The 15746-nt window shown below is 63.1% G+C and carries 15 protein-coding genes; 8 read left to right on the forward strand and 7 right to left on the reverse strand.

The window, feature by feature from the left end:
* Together H8A92_RS34835 and H8A92_RS34840 are read right to left on the reverse strand one after the other, a co-directional pair.
* On the reverse strand, positions 1 to 501 hold a 501-nt coding region (locus H8A92_RS34835), incomplete at its 3' end, for a DUF1501 domain-containing protein (protein ID WP_420831410.1).
* Positions 498 to 2081 (reverse strand): DUF1800 domain-containing protein, encoded by a 1584-nt coding sequence (locus tag H8A92_RS34840; RefSeq protein ID WP_229199864.1) that lies wholly within the window; start codon positions 2079 to 2081, stop codon positions 498 to 500. The genes H8A92_RS34840 and H8A92_RS34835, both read right to left, overlap by 4 nt.
* A gap of 104 nt (positions 2082 to 2185) precedes the next feature.
* On the opposite strand from H8A92_RS34840, the gene H8A92_RS34845 reads away from it, so the two are divergent.
* Both H8A92_RS34845 and H8A92_RS34850 read left to right on the forward strand, forming a co-directional pair.
* Positions 2186 to 2401: a cysteine-rich CWC family protein gene (locus tag H8A92_RS34845; protein WP_229199865.1), complete on the forward strand. Its 216-nt coding sequence runs from the start codon at positions 2186 to 2188 to the stop codon at positions 2399 to 2401.
* A complete protein-coding gene (locus tag H8A92_RS34850; RefSeq protein WP_229199866.1) occupies positions 2398 to 3072 on the forward strand; it encodes an HAD family hydrolase in 675 nt (224 codons plus the stop codon). The genes H8A92_RS34845 and H8A92_RS34850 overlap by 4 nt, the downstream gene beginning before the upstream one ends.
* A 62-nt stretch (positions 3073 to 3134) precedes the next feature.
* Here H8A92_RS34850 and H8A92_RS34855 read toward each other — a convergent pair whose 3' ends face one another.
* Positions 3135 to 4145, reverse strand: a complete 1011-nt coding sequence (locus tag H8A92_RS34855) for a SphA family protein (protein WP_229199867.1) — start codon at positions 4143 to 4145, stop codon at positions 3135 to 3137.
* A gap of 482 nt (positions 4146 to 4627) precedes the next feature.
* Here H8A92_RS34855 and H8A92_RS34860 point away from each other — a divergent pair, with 482 nt between their 5' ends.
* The 3 genes from H8A92_RS34860 to H8A92_RS34870 all read left to right on the forward strand — a co-directional run bounded on the left by H8A92_RS34860 (position 4628) and on the right by H8A92_RS34870 (position 9022).
* Positions 4628 to 5617: a formylglycine-generating enzyme family protein gene (locus tag H8A92_RS34860; protein WP_229199868.1), complete on the forward strand. Its 990-nt coding sequence runs from the start codon at positions 4628 to 4630 to the stop codon at positions 5615 to 5617.
* A 22-nt stretch (positions 5618 to 5639) separates the two neighbouring features.
* Complete coding sequence (locus tag H8A92_RS34865; protein WP_420831411.1) at positions 5640 to 7280, forward strand: arylsulfatase; 1641 nt, start codon at positions 5640 to 5642, stop codon at positions 7278 to 7280.
* A gap of 215 nt (positions 7281 to 7495) precedes the next feature.
* Positions 7496 to 9022, forward strand: coding sequence for an arylsulfatase (locus tag H8A92_RS34870; protein WP_229199870.1), 1527 nt, complete (start codon positions 7496 to 7498; stop codon positions 9020 to 9022).
* 195 nt (positions 9023 to 9217) lie between these two features.
* On the opposite strand, the gene H8A92_RS34875 is transcribed toward H8A92_RS34870, so the two are convergent.
* The 3 genes from H8A92_RS34875 to H8A92_RS34885 all read right to left on the reverse strand — a co-directional run bounded on the left by H8A92_RS34875 (position 9218) and on the right by H8A92_RS34885 (position 12586).
* Entirely contained in the window at positions 9218 to 10402 is a 1185-nt protein-coding gene (locus tag H8A92_RS34875) for an acyltransferase family protein (protein WP_229199871.1), read from the reverse strand.
* A 255-nt stretch (positions 10403 to 10657) separates the two neighbouring features.
* On the reverse strand, positions 10658 to 11848 hold the full coding sequence (locus tag H8A92_RS34880; protein ID WP_229199872.1) for a peptidase M15: 1191 nt from the start codon (positions 11846 to 11848) through the stop codon (positions 10658 to 10660).
* 141 nt (positions 11849 to 11989) lie between these two features.
* Positions 11990 to 12586 carry a TetR/AcrR family transcriptional regulator gene (locus H8A92_RS34885; protein ID WP_229199873.1) on the reverse strand — a complete coding sequence of 199 codons (597 nt, stop codon included), beginning with the start codon at positions 12584 to 12586 and terminating at the stop codon, positions 11990 to 11992.
* 91 nt (positions 12587 to 12677) lie between these two features.
* Between H8A92_RS34885 and H8A92_RS34890 the strand changes: the two genes are divergently transcribed.
* The gene (locus H8A92_RS34890) at positions 12678 to 13469 is read left to right on the forward strand and encodes a crotonase/enoyl-CoA hydratase family protein (protein WP_229199874.1); all 792 of its coding nucleotides are present in this window, start codon (positions 12678 to 12680) and stop codon (positions 13467 to 13469) included.
* Positions 13470 to 13593: 124 nt separating this feature from the next.
* Here H8A92_RS34890 and H8A92_RS34895 read toward each other — a convergent pair whose 3' ends face one another.
* Entirely contained in the window at positions 13594 to 14301 is a 708-nt protein-coding gene (locus H8A92_RS34895; protein ID WP_229199875.1) for a glutathione S-transferase N-terminal domain-containing protein, read from the reverse strand.
* Positions 14302 to 14349: 48 nt separating this feature from the next.
* Between H8A92_RS34895 and H8A92_RS34900 the strand changes: the two genes are divergently transcribed.
* Together H8A92_RS34900 and H8A92_RS34905 are read left to right on the forward strand one after the other, a co-directional pair.
* Positions 14350 to 14487, forward strand: a complete 138-nt coding sequence (locus tag H8A92_RS34900) for a hypothetical protein (protein WP_229199876.1) — start codon at positions 14350 to 14352, stop codon at positions 14485 to 14487.
* A gap of 47 nt (positions 14488 to 14534) precedes the next feature.
* Entirely contained in the window at positions 14535 to 15650 is a 1116-nt protein-coding gene (locus H8A92_RS34905; protein WP_229199877.1) for an MBL fold metallo-hydrolase, read from the forward strand.
* Positions 15651 to 15746: the final 96 nt, after the last annotated feature.

Here is a 15746-nt window from a genome sequence, read left to right on the forward strand (position 1 = left end):
GACCGCAAGCGCGCTCGTCACCCGCTCGCCTTTCGGCAGCGCCTCCAGCGCACGGTTGAGCCAGCCGGACTGCACGCGGCCGGGACCGGGGAAGCCGCTCTCCAGCACATCCTGCCCGTCAAAGTGCGAGCGATCGCGATAGGAGGTCGCAACCGCATGAACCACCGCCGCCTGCTTGGCGCGATACATCTTTGCAAACTCAGGCATCGCCGGATGCAGGCCGAAGAACGGATCGAGCATCACCGCAGGATTCGGCCCATCGGCACGAAGCGCGATCGCGCCGTGCAGACCGGCATAATCGGGGTCGCCGACCGGCGCGACCGTGGCAAGGCCGTCGAGTGCGCCGCGCAGGATGATGGTGACGAAGCGGGGATCGCGGCCATCGGCGGCGCGCGCGAATTTCGGCAGATAAGCCCAGGCGGCAAAGGAGGCGCCGCCGAGCAGCAGCGCGCGTCGCGACGTCGCCTGCATGCTCAGGCTCTCGGGGCAATCCATCGTCATCTCCTCTGGAATTCCGGCGACATCAACAGCAGCGCCAGCGCCTGCTGCCGCGATTCCGCGCGCTCGATGGTGCGCCGCGTCTCCGGCGAAGCGGCATCCGCGGCAACCAGCTCGAGCAGGTCGCGCGGATCGAACCGGTCTGCGAGCTGCGAGGCAACCTGCGCCGAGATGTCGAGCCTGAGCTTGATGCCTTCAGGCGCCGCCCAGGCTGCGCTCGTGTCGGGAAAGCCGTTCGGCCCGGCCGGCGACCACAGGGGCTGGCCGAGCACATTGAGGCCGTTGAGATAGCGGCCCGGATCCTCGGGATTGCGCGCCAGCAGGCGGCCCGACGCGACCAGGAATTCGTAAGGCGAGCGCATCTTCGTGAGCGGCGCCTGCCACGCCTCGTTGGACCCGACGAGCGTCGTGGCCAGCGCCCTGAGATCGCCGTCGGTTCTCGCGAAGCTATCCTGCAGCTTCGCCACCAGCGCCGGCGGCGGATCGTCGGCGACGAAATGACGGGCGAACTTGGTCGCGATGAATTTCGCGGTCGCCGGGTGCCGCGCGATATCGGACAGCACCGCCTCGCCCTGCGCGAGGCCGGCCTGCGCGTAAGTCTTGCCCAGCACCTGCTGCGGGCCGGGCTGATGCGCATTGGCGTTGAACACGAAGCTGCCGGGCGTGCCGAGCTGCCCCTTGCGGCCGGCGAAGGTCCAGCCGGTGATGACGCGCGCCAGCGACGTCACGTCGTCCTGGGTGTAGCCGCCGCCGACACCGAGCGTATGCAGCTCCATGATCTCGCGCGCGAGGTTCTCGTTCAGGCCGCGATTGCGATTGACCCCGGCGCGCGACTCCGGGCCGAGCGATTGCTGGTTGTCGAGGAAGAACAGCATCGCCGGATGCTGCTCGACGGTCTTCAGCATGTCCGAGAAACGGCCGAGCACGTGCGGCCGGATCGCTTCGCGCTCGAACGAGCCGGCCCACATCCGCGCCAGCGCGCCCTTGTTGGCGGAGATGCAGAAGTGGTTTGACCAGAACACCACGAGCCGCTCGACGAAACCACAATCGGCGACCACGCCGCGCTGCAGCCGCGCCAGTGCCTCGGCGCGGAACGTCTTCTGAATGATGTTGGGCGGCTCTGCCGGCGGCTTGGGCGGATTGGCCACCGTCTGCATCGTCGGAGGCTGCATCGCGGCTGATGGCATCATCGCCGCATTGGCGTTGTCGACCGCCTGCGCTTGCATCGCCGGATCCTTGCCGGCGATCTCCTTGGCAGCCGTGGACAGCGACAGGTTGCGCCGCTGCTGCGGCTTTGCGTCCGAGCCTTGCTGCGGCATCTCGCTCGCGCCTTGCTGCGCGGCCTTCGCGGCGTTGCGCGCCTGCTGAATCTCGAATTGATAGTCGAACACCTGCTTGCCGAGCTCAGGCGTCGAAAGCAGGCCCGGCACTTCGAGCAGCGCGCCATTCGGACGCGCCAGTTCGGCAAGCACGAAGCCGCGCGGATCGGACGCCGCGTCGATGAAGTCGCCGGACGCCCCGCCGCGGGCGCCAAATCCAAACCGGTTGAGAGCAATCAGCGCGGCTTGCGAATCACGGGCCATCGGAATTCCCTTGGAGGCCTATCCCGGCTATATCTGTTGCACGGCATCATAGCGCGGGTCGGGATGAACCCGAGATTAATTCGCGCATTAAATCGCGGTTAGAAATGGACCTCTCGTCGAGCGATCGTTCCGAACAAGCATCGCCACGCCGGTTTGCCTGCGCAGCATGCGGCAGCGAATTTTCCTGCTCGCTCACGGGATCGTGTTGGTGTTTCGACGAGAGCTTTCATCTGCCGATGCCGGCTGATGGCAGCGACTGCCTGTGCCCTGCATGCTTGCGGAAACTGGCGGAACAGCAGGCTGGGGCGAGCCGCACGTGAACGCGCCCTGGACCGTCGACGCCATCCTGCTCGACATGGACGGCACGCTGCTCGACACCGAGAAGGTTTACTACGACAGCCTGGTCGCGGCGCTGAATGCGTGCGGGTACACCGATGATGTCGTTGCGCTGTGCCATTCCATGGTCGGGCTGCCCGGCCCGGTCTGCGAGGCAATGCTGCGCGATCATTACGGTGCGGGCTTTCCGCTCGAGGCCGTCAACAAGGCGTTCCTCGAACATCGCGACCGGATGATGCGGTCGGGCCTGCCGCTCAAATCGGGCACGCTCGACCTGCTCGACGCAATCGCCACAGCGGGACGGACGATGGCGATCGTCACCTCGTCGTCGCGCCGCTCGGCCGAGCGCAACCTCGGCCTCGCAGGCATCCGCGACCGCTTCGAGATCCTGCTGACGCTCGACGATGTTGCGCAAGGCAAGCCGGACCCGGAGCTCTATCTCAAGGCAGCTGCGCGGCTTGGCGTCGCGCCGGCGGCCTGCATCGCGGTGGAGGATTCCAACCACGGCGTCGCTGCCGCCCACGCAGCCGGCGCCATCACGCTGATGGTGCCCGACATGGCGCCGCCGACCGAAGAGACCCGCGCGAAATGCGCGGCCGTGCTGCCCGACCTCAACGCGGTGCTGGCGCTGCTGCAACAGCGCGGCGCGCTTTAGCCGTCATCGTCGGCTCTTGACCTAACCCGGACATATCCGCACGCTGGCAGCGCATTGCGCTGCTATTTCGTGAATCTGGGCCTTGTGGATGTCGGCGGCGTTGGCGCCGCGGGCTGAAGATTGAACGTCAGCCAGACGTTCCAGCCTGCTGGCCGATTTTCATTGGCGAATTCGCCGTAGCCCTTCAGGTTCAAATATCCCTGCATGTCTCCGACCGGGAAAATGTAGCCGACCTGCGGGCCGACGCCGACCACGCGAGACTGGAAGCAGCCGACGCGATCGCCGGAGCCGCTGTCGCAGCCGAGCCCCTGATAGACGTAACCGACGAGGCCGACCTGCCACTGCTTGGTCAGGAATTGCGACGCGCCCCAGTCGAAGTGCATGTCGACGCCGCTTTGATATTGAGTGGACGGGTTGACGAAGTTGTAGGTGAATCCCAGCACCGCCGAAAATTCATGCCCGGTCTTTGGATCGAAATAGGTGTAGCCGCCGCCCGCGTCGATTGCCCAGTGCCCTATCCCCAAATTCGCCAGGCGGTCTGACTGATAGGCGCCGACCGGGAGGTCCGCGGTAACGTACGTCATGTAATTGTTGACACCGGCATTCCAGCGCAACGCGAACTGCGGGATCAGGTCGCCGAATGCAATGAGCGAGCTGTCGATGCTGTCAAACCGGGAGAAGGGGAACGTGCCACCGCCCGGTCCCGTCAATGTCCCAACGAGCGATCCCGCCAGCGACGTGGAGTTGGAGCCGTAAGTCGCCAACAGGCTGGCAGAAGCCTGACCGCCCAGCACCGGTGTTGCAAAGGTGTAGGTCCCGGCCACAAGGCCGAGATTCACGTTCGCATTGACGTTCGCGTTCACGGTGGCTGTCAGATTCGCGGGAAAGCGACCAATCGTGATTTCGCGCGAACGCGCCACGTCGCCGCCGGCGGAAACCGAGGTGTGATAGTAAACCGTGGACACGGACCAGCCCGGCGCCTGCTGAGGAACAGCCGCGAGGCTGCCAAAAAACCCGGGTATCCAGAAGCTGATGCCATTTTCGTCGGCGCGAGCCGCGTGGGTGGACAGCACCAGCAGAGCCGCAAGCGCCCCAACTCTCCAACGCCACTGCGAAACAAATCTGCGTCCCAAACCCGGTCCAAAGCACCGCATCGCCGATCCCCCGACTGTCGCGATCCCGCCATGGCTCCGGCGGGGTAGAAACCCGGAAACAATAAGCTGACGCTGCCGTTCGTCCATGCGAAATCGGCATAGTTGCGTTCAGCCGGAGGTTTATTGAAAGGTTGTGTCCATGACGCCACAACCCTGGCACTTTTTGCATAGTTCTCAGGGCTCCCCGACAGGGAAAAGGCGACCTGGCTCGATTGATCTAGATCAATAAAGAAGGTTGTGCCGCTGCGAACGTGCCACCGCGTCAGGTGTTCGATTGTTATGGTTGACTGACTAAGGTGTTAAGCCGCGCTCCTCCCTGGCAGAATCGACGCTAGGAAGCTGCCGAGAGATTCCTGACGGCGGCGCTAGTAACTTTGAAACTCGTTCACTGCGAGTAGCCCATGCACGACGTTGGCGTAGCGGCAGGCGAACCTTTGTCGGATGGGCCCAGTGAGAGGGGTATGGTCTGGATTCCGGGCGGCAGGTTCCGCATGGGCTCCGACAGGCACTATGCCGAAGAGGCGCCCGTGCATCGCGTCTCGGTGAGCGGCTTCTGGATCGACCGGACGCCGGTCACCAATCGCGATTTTCGCAAGTTCGTCAACGCAACAGGCTACGTGACGTCAGCGGAGACGCGGCCTGACGCAAAGGACTATCCAGGCGCACTGCCGCACATGCTCAAGGCAGGCTCGCTGGTTTTCACACCACCGAAGCGTATGGTCGATTTGCGCGACTGGTCGCAATGGTGGAATTTCAAATTTGGCGCGGACTGGCGCCGGCCGTACGGCCCCCGCAGTTCGATCAGCGGCCTCGACGATCACCCCGTGGTCCACGTTGCCTATCGCGATGCTGAGGCCTACGCGAGATGGGCTGGCAAGGACTTGCCGACCGAAGCCGAGTGGGAGTTTGCCGCACGCGGCGGCCTCGACGGAGCCGAGTTCGCCTGGGGCGACGAGCTCATGCCCGGCGGCAAGCCAATGGCGAATACCTGGCAAGGCGCATTTCCGTACGAAAATCTCGGCAGCGATGGCTACGCGCGCACTTCGCCGGTAATGGCATTCCCGCCGAATGGCTACGGCCTCCATGACATGATCGGCAACGTCTGGGAGTGGACCACGGATTGGTGGTCCACCAGACATGAGCCCGATGCTGCCAAGGCGTGCTGCATTCCGCACAATCCACGCGGCGGGCAAGAGCAAGCCAGTCACGATCCGTCGCTGCCCAAGATCAAGATTCCCCGCAAGGTCCTCAAAGGCGGCTCGCATCTCTGCGCGCCGAACTACTGCCGTCGCTATCGCCCGGCCGCGCGCCATGCGGAAGCGGTGGATACGTCCACGAGCCACGTTGGCTTTCGATGCGTCATAAGAAAGGGAGCAAATGATGAGCGATGACAAGGATAACACTGCGCGCGACATGAGCCGCCGCAACGTATTGCTCGCGACGACAAGCCTGGCTGCCGCGTCCGCGTTGGGCGCCGCCGCATCGGTCGAAAAGGCACTGGCCCAGGCGCAGCAGGCACCGAGCGGCCAGCGGCCCAACATCGTCGTCATCATGGGCGATGACATCGGCATCTGGAACATCGGTGCCTACCACCGCGGCATGATGGCAGGCCGGACGCCGAACCTCGACAAGATCGCCGCAGAAGGCATGCTGTTTACCGATTATTACGCCGAGGCGAGTTGCACGGCAGGCCGCGCCAACTTCATCACCGGCGAGCTACCGATCCGCACCGGCATGACGACGGTCGGCCAGGCCGGCGCTCCCACAGGCTTGCCGGCGGAGGCCGTGACCATTGCCACCGCGCTCAAGGGCATGGGCTATGCCACCGGCCAGTTCGGCAAGAACCACCTTGGCGACAAGAACGAGTTTCTGCCGACGGTTCATGGCTTCGACGAGTTCTTCGGCTATTTGTATCACCTCGACGCGATGGAAGATCCGGCTCACCCCGCCTATCCGCAGGAGCTGTTGAACAAGGTCGGCCCGCGCAACATGATCCATTCGTGGGCGACCGATGTGGACGACGCCACCGTGGATCCCCGCTGGGGCAAGGTCGGCAAGCAGAGGATTGAAGACGCCGGAACGCTCTATCCCAAGCGAATGGAAACGGTGGACGATGAAATCCGCGACTTTGCGTTGAGTTTCATTGAAAAGGCCAAGGCCGACAACAAGCCGTTCTTCCTGTGGCTGAATCCGACCCGGATGCACATCGTCACGCATTTGTCGCCGAAGTATCAGGCGATGCGCAACTCCAAGAACGGCTGGTCGATTCATGAAGCCGGCATGGCGCAACTCGACGACGATGTCGGCCTCGTCATGAAAAAACTCAAGGACATGGGCGTTGATGACAACACCATTGTCATCTTCACCACTGATAACGGCACCGAGGTCTTCACTTGGCCGGATGGCGGACAGACGCCTTTCGCGCAGGCCAAGGGTACGGTCATGGAGGGCGGCTTCCGCGTGCCGGCGATGATCCGCTGGCCGGGCAAGGTGCCGGCGGGAAAGGTCGAGAACGGAATCATCTCCGGTCTCGACTGGTTCCCGACCTTGCTGGCGGCTGCCGGCAACCCGAACATTGTCGAGGAACTGAAGAAGGGCAAGCAGATCGGCGATCGCACCTACAAGTGCCATCTGGATGGCTACAATCAGATGGACATGATCACCGGCAAGGGGCCGTCTAACCGACACGAAATCTGGTACTTCGGCGAGAGCGAGCTGGGAGCCGTGCGCATCGACGACTACAAGTATCGCTTCATCGACCAGCCCGCTGGCTGGCTAGGTGCAAAAACCAAGGTTGACGTCCCCTACCTGATCAACCTCCGCCTGGACCCGTTTGAGCGAACGGGCTGGCCCGAGAGCGGGACCAAAGACGGCGCCCAACAATACTTCGACTGGTTCAAATATGAATTCTGGCGCTTCGTATTCGTTCAGCAGGAGGTCGAGAAGCTGGCCATGACCGCGATCGAGTTTCCGCCAATGCAGAAAGGCGCGAGCTTCAACCTCGACGCGGTGAAAGCGAAAATCGAGGCCGCGAGGACGGCAATGGCAAAATAGCAAGTATTGTGATCGGCAGAGGGCGGCCCCTTAGGCCGCCCCCTCCCGGCAGCATGGGAGAAGTGGCTTTTCCTGGCGCTTAACGGCTATCGGAGCAGCGGGGCTGACGCTCGCTGATGAACCTCAGCCGGAAATGCCAGATCAAAGCTTAGATGGTGCATAGGGTACCGCGACGGCAGGTGCTCTCCCGTTCCATTGCACAACGGAGGTGTACGATGGCAGTGAGCAGGATTCTATCCGCTCTTCTATGTGCGTCGTGTCTTGCCGTGCCTGCGGGAAATACCTCGTTAGCCGCACAGCAATCGCAAAGGCCAAACGTCGTTTTCATCCTCGCAGACAACGTTGGGTACGGTGACCTTGGTCCCTATGGCGGCGGCGAGTTGCGTGGCGCGCCGACACCGCGGATTGACCAACTGGCCCACGAAGGGTTGCGGCTAACCCAGTTCTTGGTGGAGCCGGCTTGCACGCCATCGCGAGCAGCCCTGATGACGGGGCGTTACTCGATTCGTGAGGGGCTATCGCTCATTCTCGTTCCAGATGGGCCAAACACGCTCTCGGCGCGCTCGGTGACGATGGGTGAGCTGTTCAAGAGCGTAGGTTATGCCACAGCCATCTTCGGCAAATGGCATCTGGGCAAAGACCCGCAAAGTCTGCCGACGGCACATGGGTTCGATGAGTACTACGGCATCCCTCCCGACATGACGTGGGACTCGGCAACCTACGTTGAAAAGATCGAACTCACACACTCCTTGCCCGTGCCGCACGACGTGTTGGTACGCCGCGGGCCGCAGGTCGTCGAGGCAACCGCCGGCAGCGAGTTACACAACGTCAAGCCGTTCACACCGGAGGTGCGCGCCAATATCGATAACGAGCTGGTCGAAAAATCCATTGACTTCATGCGACGACAGAAAGCCGCGGGGAAGCCCTTCTTCCTCTACCTGCCGTTCTCAATGGGACATATACCCAACCTGCCGTCCAGTCGGTTCAAGGGCAAGTCTCGCATAGGCAACTATGGCGACAAGCTGATGGAAGGCGACTATCACGTCGGCCAGGTTCTCGACGCCCTGAAGGAACTCGGCGTAGATGACAACACGCTGCTCGTGTTGGCGTCGGACAATGGCCCGTCCGGAGAAGCCTTTCGTGAATATGGCAACGCTGGGACGCCAGACATGGGCAGCCCGGGTCCGTTTCGCGGCGAGCTTGGCGAAGCCACCGAGGGCTCGATACGGACCTTTTGCTTCATCCGCTGGCCGGGCCAAATCGAGCCAGACACGACCTCCTACGCAATGTTCTCAATCATGGACTTCTTTCCGACCTTCGCCAGCATCATCGGAGCCAAGCTGCCCAGCGACCGGCCTATTGATGGCGTTGATCAGACCGGCGTGCTGCGCGGGCAGAGCGAGACGGGAATGCGTGACAGCCTGTTGAGCTTTATCGGCGGCGACCTGGTTGCTGCGCGGTGGAAGCAATGGCGCGTGTACTTCACCGACGTGTACCCGACGGGCACTGGCCCACAGCGTCAACCCGGGCCCGGGTCGGCCAGCGCCCCCATGGCCGGCTACCCGAAGATATTCAACATAGAGATGGATCCACACGAAGACCTTAACGTCTTTGGGTTGTTTCCCTTCGCCGGTGAACCGGCGCTTAAAGTCGTTGAAGGGTATCTGTTATCGGTCAAAAAATTTCCGAACCCGCCTGCGCCGAATGCCACACAGTTTCAAAGTGCCGGACGCACGGAGTAGCACGTTTCTTCGCTATGTCTGCTGATGGGCCGTAGCGGAAGTGAAGCGCGCAAGCTGGGCCAGCACGATCGAAATCCCCCGGCGGCATCCGTCATTCGCCAGGTTGTGCGTTGTCGGCCGGGCGCGATAGCCTCGTCAGCTCGCCGGCTTCTCCTGATCGCCCGCGCCCCGGTACGACGCAAGATCGCGGCGTGGCTACAGCACGTATTTGGCGCCCGGCAGCTTGCGCAGCACGGCCGTGGCGGCCCAGCTCAACGCCACCGTGCCGAAGAAAACGATCGCGGCCTTGGCGATCGCCGGCAGGTCGAAATCGAACAGCCAGTATTGCAGCCATAGCACGATCGGATAGTGCACCAGGAACATGCCGTAGGCATCGCCCTGCATGCGGTCGAGCAGCGTCGGGCCCGACGATTTCGATTGCAGGAAGTAGGCCAGGATCGCGAACAGGATCGAGGCACTGAACAGCACGTAGAAGGTGCCGTAGATCGAAAGATACCAGGCGGGCAGCGGGTTGGGATTACCGATGATCTCGCGCTTGATGTAGATCATCACCCACATCAGGCCGTACGGGATCACGGTGATGCCGGTCCAGAACCAGCGCCGCTCGGTCAGCCGTCCGTGCGCGCTGAGCAGGCCGCTCTCGAAGTTAGCGGAACCGATACCTGCGCCGATGAAGAAATAGGCCGCATACAGCAGCACGCGGCTCGCCTGCACCGAAAATGGTCCGAACTCGAACCAATAGTACGGACCGTAACGGACCAGCAACGGCACGTAGACGGCGGCACTGACGACGACGAGAAACAGCCAGAACTTCCAGGGATGATCAAATCCCTTCATCGACAGCCGGTTGATTGGATCGAGCAGACGCGACGACACCCGGTAAAGCAGGCTCGCCGTGAGGTCGAAGGTCATCAGGACATAGACGAACCAGATCGGGCCGCTCGGCCATGGTCCGACCGTCATGGTCTTCCGCCAGAACTCGGATAAGGTCAGCTCCGGCGTCTCGCGCAGCGCGATCGCATAATAGGCGATCGGGATCACGGTGAAAGCGCAGACGACGAAGGGCAGGCCGAGCCGCAGCAGCCGGTCGCGCAGGAAGATCAGCCACGGCTTGTGGCCGAGCCCCGGCCAGACGAACAGCCCTGACAGGAAGAAGAACATCGCCATGAAGAAGCTGTCGGTGGCAAGCACCACGCAGTCGAAGCCGATCCACGACGTCGGGTCGGTGTGACCGAAATAGGTGTAGGGGATCACGGCGTGGTGCAGCAGCACGACCAGCGTCAGGAAGGTGCGCGCCCGGTCGAGGGCGACATTGCGCTTGTGGAGCTTCGGTGCTGCCTGGACGTCGACGGCCGGAGCCGCGTGAGCAATCGACTTCATGGTGCCACCGCCGGAGTGTGCCGCTTATAGTTCAGTCGGGAACCCGATTGGCAAGCCAGCTCGCTAGATTAGACCCCGAACGGATATTTTACCATCACTCCGCATCCCTGGTTGATGTTGTGCGCATGCTCGCAACGATATCGCCGGGCGAGATCTCGCGCGCCACGCTGCGCGAGAAACCCAATATGTACTTTGTGCCATTTCCGCCGCGTGCCCATAGGGCTTTACTCGCCATACGAAGCATCGCGATGCCGCTCAGATCGTCCGCACCTTCGATGACTTCGCGGTCTTTGCGCGTTTCACCGCGGCGCGATTGTCGTGCGCTGCGTGGCGGCTGCGCGGCTTCGCGTCCCGCGCCGCCTGCCGCGTTTTGTCGCCACCGCGGTGAGCGGCATATTCCTTGCCATCGATCGGCGCCAGATGAGGCGGGTCAAAATCGAGATAGGGGCGCGCGACGCCAAACTCCTTGCCGTGCGCGTCGATCCATTTCCAGAGCCTGTCCGACGATTTCCAACGGTCGTCACGCGTCGCGCCGTCGATGCTGACGATGTCGGCCGCGAGCCCATGGCCGTAGCCGCCACGGAAGCTGCCGCCGTGATACGACTTGTTGCTGGCCGCCTTCAGCCCGCTTGCAATCGACTGGCGGTAGTCATCGCGGAAGGCGCTGGTGATGCCGGGCGACAGTCCGGCCTGTTCCGCCGCTAGAAGCGCACGAAAGAGCTTCAGCTTGAAGCTCCGATCGACGCCTCCCATGACGTAGTCCATCATCGGCATGCCGGCTCTTTCGGCCGCCTTGGTGTCCTTCCAGGCGAAATCCTCATCGACGAGCTTGGTGAAGGTTCTGGTGACCGTCACCATTTTCTTCTTTCTCCTGATCGTCACCTGCCTCTGCTCAGGCACCTTGATGGTGTCTTCCTTGGGCGTCCTTTGATAGAGCGTCCATAGATAGCGATCGATGCAGACATTGACGTCCCAGCACTCGTCGAGGATTGCGACGGAGTCCACCGCGGGCTTGACCACGCGAGGCTCCGGATCCGGCGTATGCGCTGCCGGCGCTTGCAGCGGTTGAATGTCCGGCGGCAGCGCCGGATCGGTCAGTGCGGCCTCGACGACAGGTTCCGTCTCGTGCACGGTCGGCGCAGCCTTGGCGGTCGTCACCGCTTCCTGTTCGCTCATGGTCAATGCATGAAGGCCATCGACGGCAGCGTCCGACGTGGCAGTTGTCGGCGATATCGCCGATACGGCATCGGCGAGGACAGCGGGTGCGCGGGATTCATCAACCGATGCACCGGTGACTGACGCACCGGTGACTGACGCATCGGTGACTGACGCACCGATCTTCTCGATACCAGCCGAACCGAACGCCGCAAACCACGAGACAATGCAGCCCGACAGAACGACCGTCCCGCCCAACGTCGCCGCCCGCACCCGCCGCGAGTTCATCATCCCAGCCTCCACGGGCTCCCTGGGAGCCAGATTGCAAGCATGTGACGATGCGATCATCCGCTAGGAGCGTGGTCGCGCAATGGCGAAAGAAGGTTAACGACCCATCTTTCCGAACGATGTTGCCCGAATGCAACTCGCGCCCTACCCCCGTTTCCGCCCCAGCCTCCCTAACGCCGTCTCGATCAGCGTGCGCGCGGCCTCGCCGGCCGTTTCCATGTAGCTTGCGTCGCGATGCAGCAGCACGACGGCGAACGATCCATCCAGCAGCAGCAGGATCTGCCGCGCCAGCTTGAGCGGATCGGCGATCCCCTGCTCCGCAAAGGTCGCGCGCAGCCAGTCCTCGAACTTCTTCTTGTGCGCAGCGCCGATCCTGATCGCGGGATGCCCGGGCATGTTGGCGAGCTCGGCGGAGGTGCGCAGGAAGCCGCAGCCCTTCCACTTCGGATGCCGCGCCGAGCGCGCGAGGTTCTTGAAGATCGCCTCGACCTTCACCGGCAGGCCTCCGTCGGTCTCCGCGAACCACTTGCGGAACAGCGCAAGATTGGGCTGGTCGCGCGCGGCGAGATAGGCGGCGACCAGGTCGTCCTTGCTCTTGAAGTGGTAATACAGCGTGCGCTTGGTGAGGCCGGCCTTGGCGGCGACCTCGTCGACGCTCACGCGGCGGATGCCTTCGTTATAGAACAGCGCGCTCGCCGCCTGGACGATGCGCTCGCGGGTGGGCTCCGGGGGTCTGGGCATGGCGCGTATGTATACTAACCAGTGAATATACACAAATTGCAGCTGGCCCTACATTCTGCTCCGACACGTATCCCCATGCCGGAGACTGCATATGCCCGCCCCCATCCTGCTCGAGACAACAGACGGGATCGCCCTGATCACCCTGAACCGCCCCGAACAACTCAACGCGCTGAACTATGCGCTGATCGATCAGTTGATGGCGGCGCTCGACCGCATCGAGGGCGACGCCGGCGTGCGCGCCGTGATCCTGACCGGCGCCGGCGAGCGCGCCTTCTCGGCTGGTGCCGACATCAAGGAATTCTCCGATAGCGTCAAGCAGGGCGCGGACGTCGCGGTACGCGACTTCGTCCGCCGTGGACAAGCGATGACCGCGCGGCTCGAGGCGTTCAAGAAGCCCGTGATCGCCGCCGTCAACGGGCTCGCTTTCGGCGGCGGCTGCGAGATCACGGAGGCGGTGCATCTTGCTGTCGCCAGCGACCGTGCGCTGTTTGCAAAGCCCGAGATCAAGCTCGGCATGCCCCCGACCTTCGGCGGCACGCAGCGGCTGTCCCGACTGGCCGGGCGCAAGCGCGGGCTGGAGCTGCTGCTCGCCGGCGACCCGTTCCCGCCCGACCACGCGCGCGAGATCGGGCTCATCAACCACATCGTGCCGCACGATCAATTGCTGACGGCCGCGTGCGAACTCGCCGGCCGCATCACCAGGCACTCGCCCGGCGCCGTCGCCGGCACCATCACCGCGGTGACGCGCGGGCTCAACATGCCGATTGCCGAGGGTCTTCTGGTCGAGAGCGAGCAGTTCGCCGCGCTGGTGCCGAGCCGCGATCTGGCCGAAGGGCTCGCCGCCTGGAAGCAGCGGCGGCCGGCGAAGTATGTCGGGGCGTAAGCTCCGCTCGTGCCAAAGCCGTCATTGCGAGGAGCGAAGACGAAGCAATCCATTGCTCCGCACGCGCGGACAGATGGATTGCTTCGCTTCGCTCGCAATAACGGCGGATAGACTACCTGCGAGACTACCGCACCACGGCCGCGGTCTGCCCGAACAGCAGCTTGCGTTCTTCCTCGGTGCGGATCGCGGGCTGGCCGAAATTCGGGTTGATCTCCTTGGCCTTGGCATAGGCGCGTTCGGTCGCCGGGCGCTTGCCGATCGTCTCCAGCCAACGCTTCAGATGCGGGAAGTCGTCGATCTCCTGGCCCTGGTTCTTGTAGGGCACGACCCAGGGATAGCTCGCCATGTCGGCGATCGAATAGTCGCCGGCAATGAATTCGCGGTCGGCCAGCCGCTTGTTGAGCACGCCGTAGAGCCGGTTGGTCTCGTTGACATAACGGTCGATCGCATAAGGCAGCTTCTCGACCGCGTAGTTGCGGAAGTGATGGTTCTGCCCGGCCATCGGCCCGAGCCCGCCCATCTGCCAGAACGTCCACTGGATCGCGTCATAGCGGCCGTAGAGATCCGAGGCCAAGAATTTTCCGGTCTTCTCGGCGAGATAAAGCAGGATCGCGCCGGACTCGAACAGGGAGATCGGCTTGCCGCCGCCCTTCGGCGCGTGATCGACGATGGCCGGAATACGGTTGTTCGGCGCGACCTGCAGGAAGTCGGGCTTGAACTGATCGCCCTTGCCGATGTTCACCGGGAAGACCTTGTATTCGAGGCCGGTCTCCTCGAGGAACATCGTGATCTTGTGACCGTTCGGCGTGGACCAATAGTGGAGATCGATCATGGGCGTGATCCTGCATTTCCAGGGATTGCTGACGCATCGGCGAGAAAGATGCGCAAGAAAGATGCGATTGCATGGAGTTGGACGCATAACGGCACCCAAGTCAATGGTGCGTGCGTTGCACTGCGCGCGAATGTGATCTGCAGACAACGCAAGCGCCTGATTGAGCTGCGCCGCGATTGCACCTAGGCTCTGCCGGGATTGCGTTGAAGAATTTTCAAACCATGGGGATTGCGATGACACGAGATTTGGCACGACGTGAATTCCTGAAAGGCTCGGCGGTGATCGCCGGCGCCGCGGCCGCCGGCGCATTCTCCTGCGTCGAGATCGCGAGCGCCGCACCGATCGAGGTGCCGACCGTCGACAAGCTGTCGATCCGCGTGCTGGTCGATTCCAGCTTCGACCTGTTCCTGCGGCCGAAGCAGGCGCACGGCGTCTCGATCGCGCCGGCGGCGCGCGGATCTGACTTCCGCAAATCGCTGCACAATGAATGGGGCCTGTCGCTGTGGCTGGAATCGGAAGCGGCCGGCAAGCAGCGCACCTTGATGCTGGACTATGGCTACACGCCCGAGGTGCTGATCAACAACATGGAGCTGGTCGGCGTCGACCCGTCGAAACTCGATGCGCTGATCGTGAGCCACGGGCATTACGACCATTTCGGCGGCCTCAACGGCTTCCTCGACAAATTCCGCGACAGACTGCCGACCGACGTCAAGCTCTATGCCGGCGGCGAGGACAATTTCTGCCATCGCGTCAACGCGACGCCGACCAAGGGCCAGTTCACCGATTTCGGCACGCTGGACCGGCGCCAGCTCGCCGCGCAGCGCGTCACCACTGTGCTGTGCGAGACGCCGACCGTGATCGCCGGCCACGCCTTCACGACGGGCAAGATCACCCGCCGCAGCATCGAGCGCGTGCTGCCGCAGACCTGGGTCGAGTTCAGCATGAAGGACGGGCTCGGCTGCAACGCCAGTCACTATCTGCCGGCCGAGATGGAAGGCAAGATCGTTCCCGACGAGCACATCCACGAACACGCGACCTGCTTCAACGTGAAGGATTTCGGCCTGGTCGTGATCTCGTCCTGCGGCCATGTCGGCATCGTCAATTCGGTGAAGCAGGCGCAGGAAGTCTCGGGCATCCAGAAGGTGCACGCGATCGTCGGCGGCTTCCATCTCGGACCGGCGCCGAAGGACTATCTCACCGAGGTCGTCGCCGAGATCAAGAAGCTGGATCCCGACGTGCTGATCCCGATGCACTGCTCCGGGCTCAACTTCGTGCAGGAGGCAACCGCGCAGATGGGCGACAAGGTGATGGTCACCACAACCGGCAGCCGCCTCTCCTTCGGCATATGATCCGACCGATCCTGCGCGTCATTGCGTGCGCTGGCGCGGGCCTGGCATGCGCTGGCGCGGGCCTGGCATGCGCCGGCGCCGGCCTGTGGCTGGCGC

This window comes from Bradyrhizobium acaciae (genome assembly GCF_020889785.1).
Lineage (GTDB): Bacteria > Pseudomonadota > Alphaproteobacteria > Rhizobiales > Xanthobacteraceae > Bradyrhizobium > Bradyrhizobium acaciae.

Coding starts and splice junctions, on each gene's coding strand:
- H8A92_RS34890 (WP_229199874.1), top strand. CDS start 12,678: ATGCCCGCCCCCATCCTGCTCGAGACAACAGACGGGATCGCCCTGATC.
- H8A92_RS34900 (WP_229199876.1), top strand. CDS start 14,350: ATGCGCAAGAAAGATGCGATTGCATGGAGTTGGACGCATAACGGCACC.
- H8A92_RS34870 (WP_229199870.1), top strand. CDS start 7,496: ATGGCAGTGAGCAGGATTCTATCCGCTCTTCTATGTGCGTCGTGTCTT.
- H8A92_RS34905 (WP_229199877.1), top strand. CDS start 14,535: ATGACACGAGATTTGGCACGACGTGAATTCCTGAAAGGCTCGGCGGTG.
- H8A92_RS34845 (WP_229199865.1), top strand. CDS start 2,186: ATGGACCTCTCGTCGAGCGATCGTTCCGAACAAGCATCGCCACGCCGG.
- H8A92_RS34840 (WP_229199864.1), bottom strand. CDS start 2,081: ATGGCCCGTGATTCGCAAGCCGCGCTGATTGCTCTCAACCGGTTTGGA.
- H8A92_RS34885 (WP_229199873.1), bottom strand. CDS start 12,586: ATGCCCAGACCCCCGGAGCCCACCCGCGAGCGCATCGTCCAGGCGGCG.
- H8A92_RS34865 (WP_420831411.1), top strand. CDS start 5,640: ATGAGCCGCCGCAACGTATTGCTCGCGACGACAAGCCTGGCTGCCGCG.
- H8A92_RS34875 (WP_229199871.1), bottom strand. CDS start 10,402: ATGAAGTCGATTGCTCACGCGGCTCCGGCCGTCGACGTCCAGGCAGCA.
- H8A92_RS34880 (WP_229199872.1), bottom strand. CDS start 11,848: ATGATGAACTCGCGGCGGGTGCGGGCGGCGACGTTGGGCGGGACGGTC.
- H8A92_RS34895 (WP_229199875.1), bottom strand. CDS start 14,301: ATGATCGATCTCCACTATTGGTCCACGCCGAACGGTCACAAGATCACG.
- H8A92_RS34860 (WP_229199868.1), top strand. CDS start 4,628: ATGCACGACGTTGGCGTAGCGGCAGGCGAACCTTTGTCGGATGGGCCC.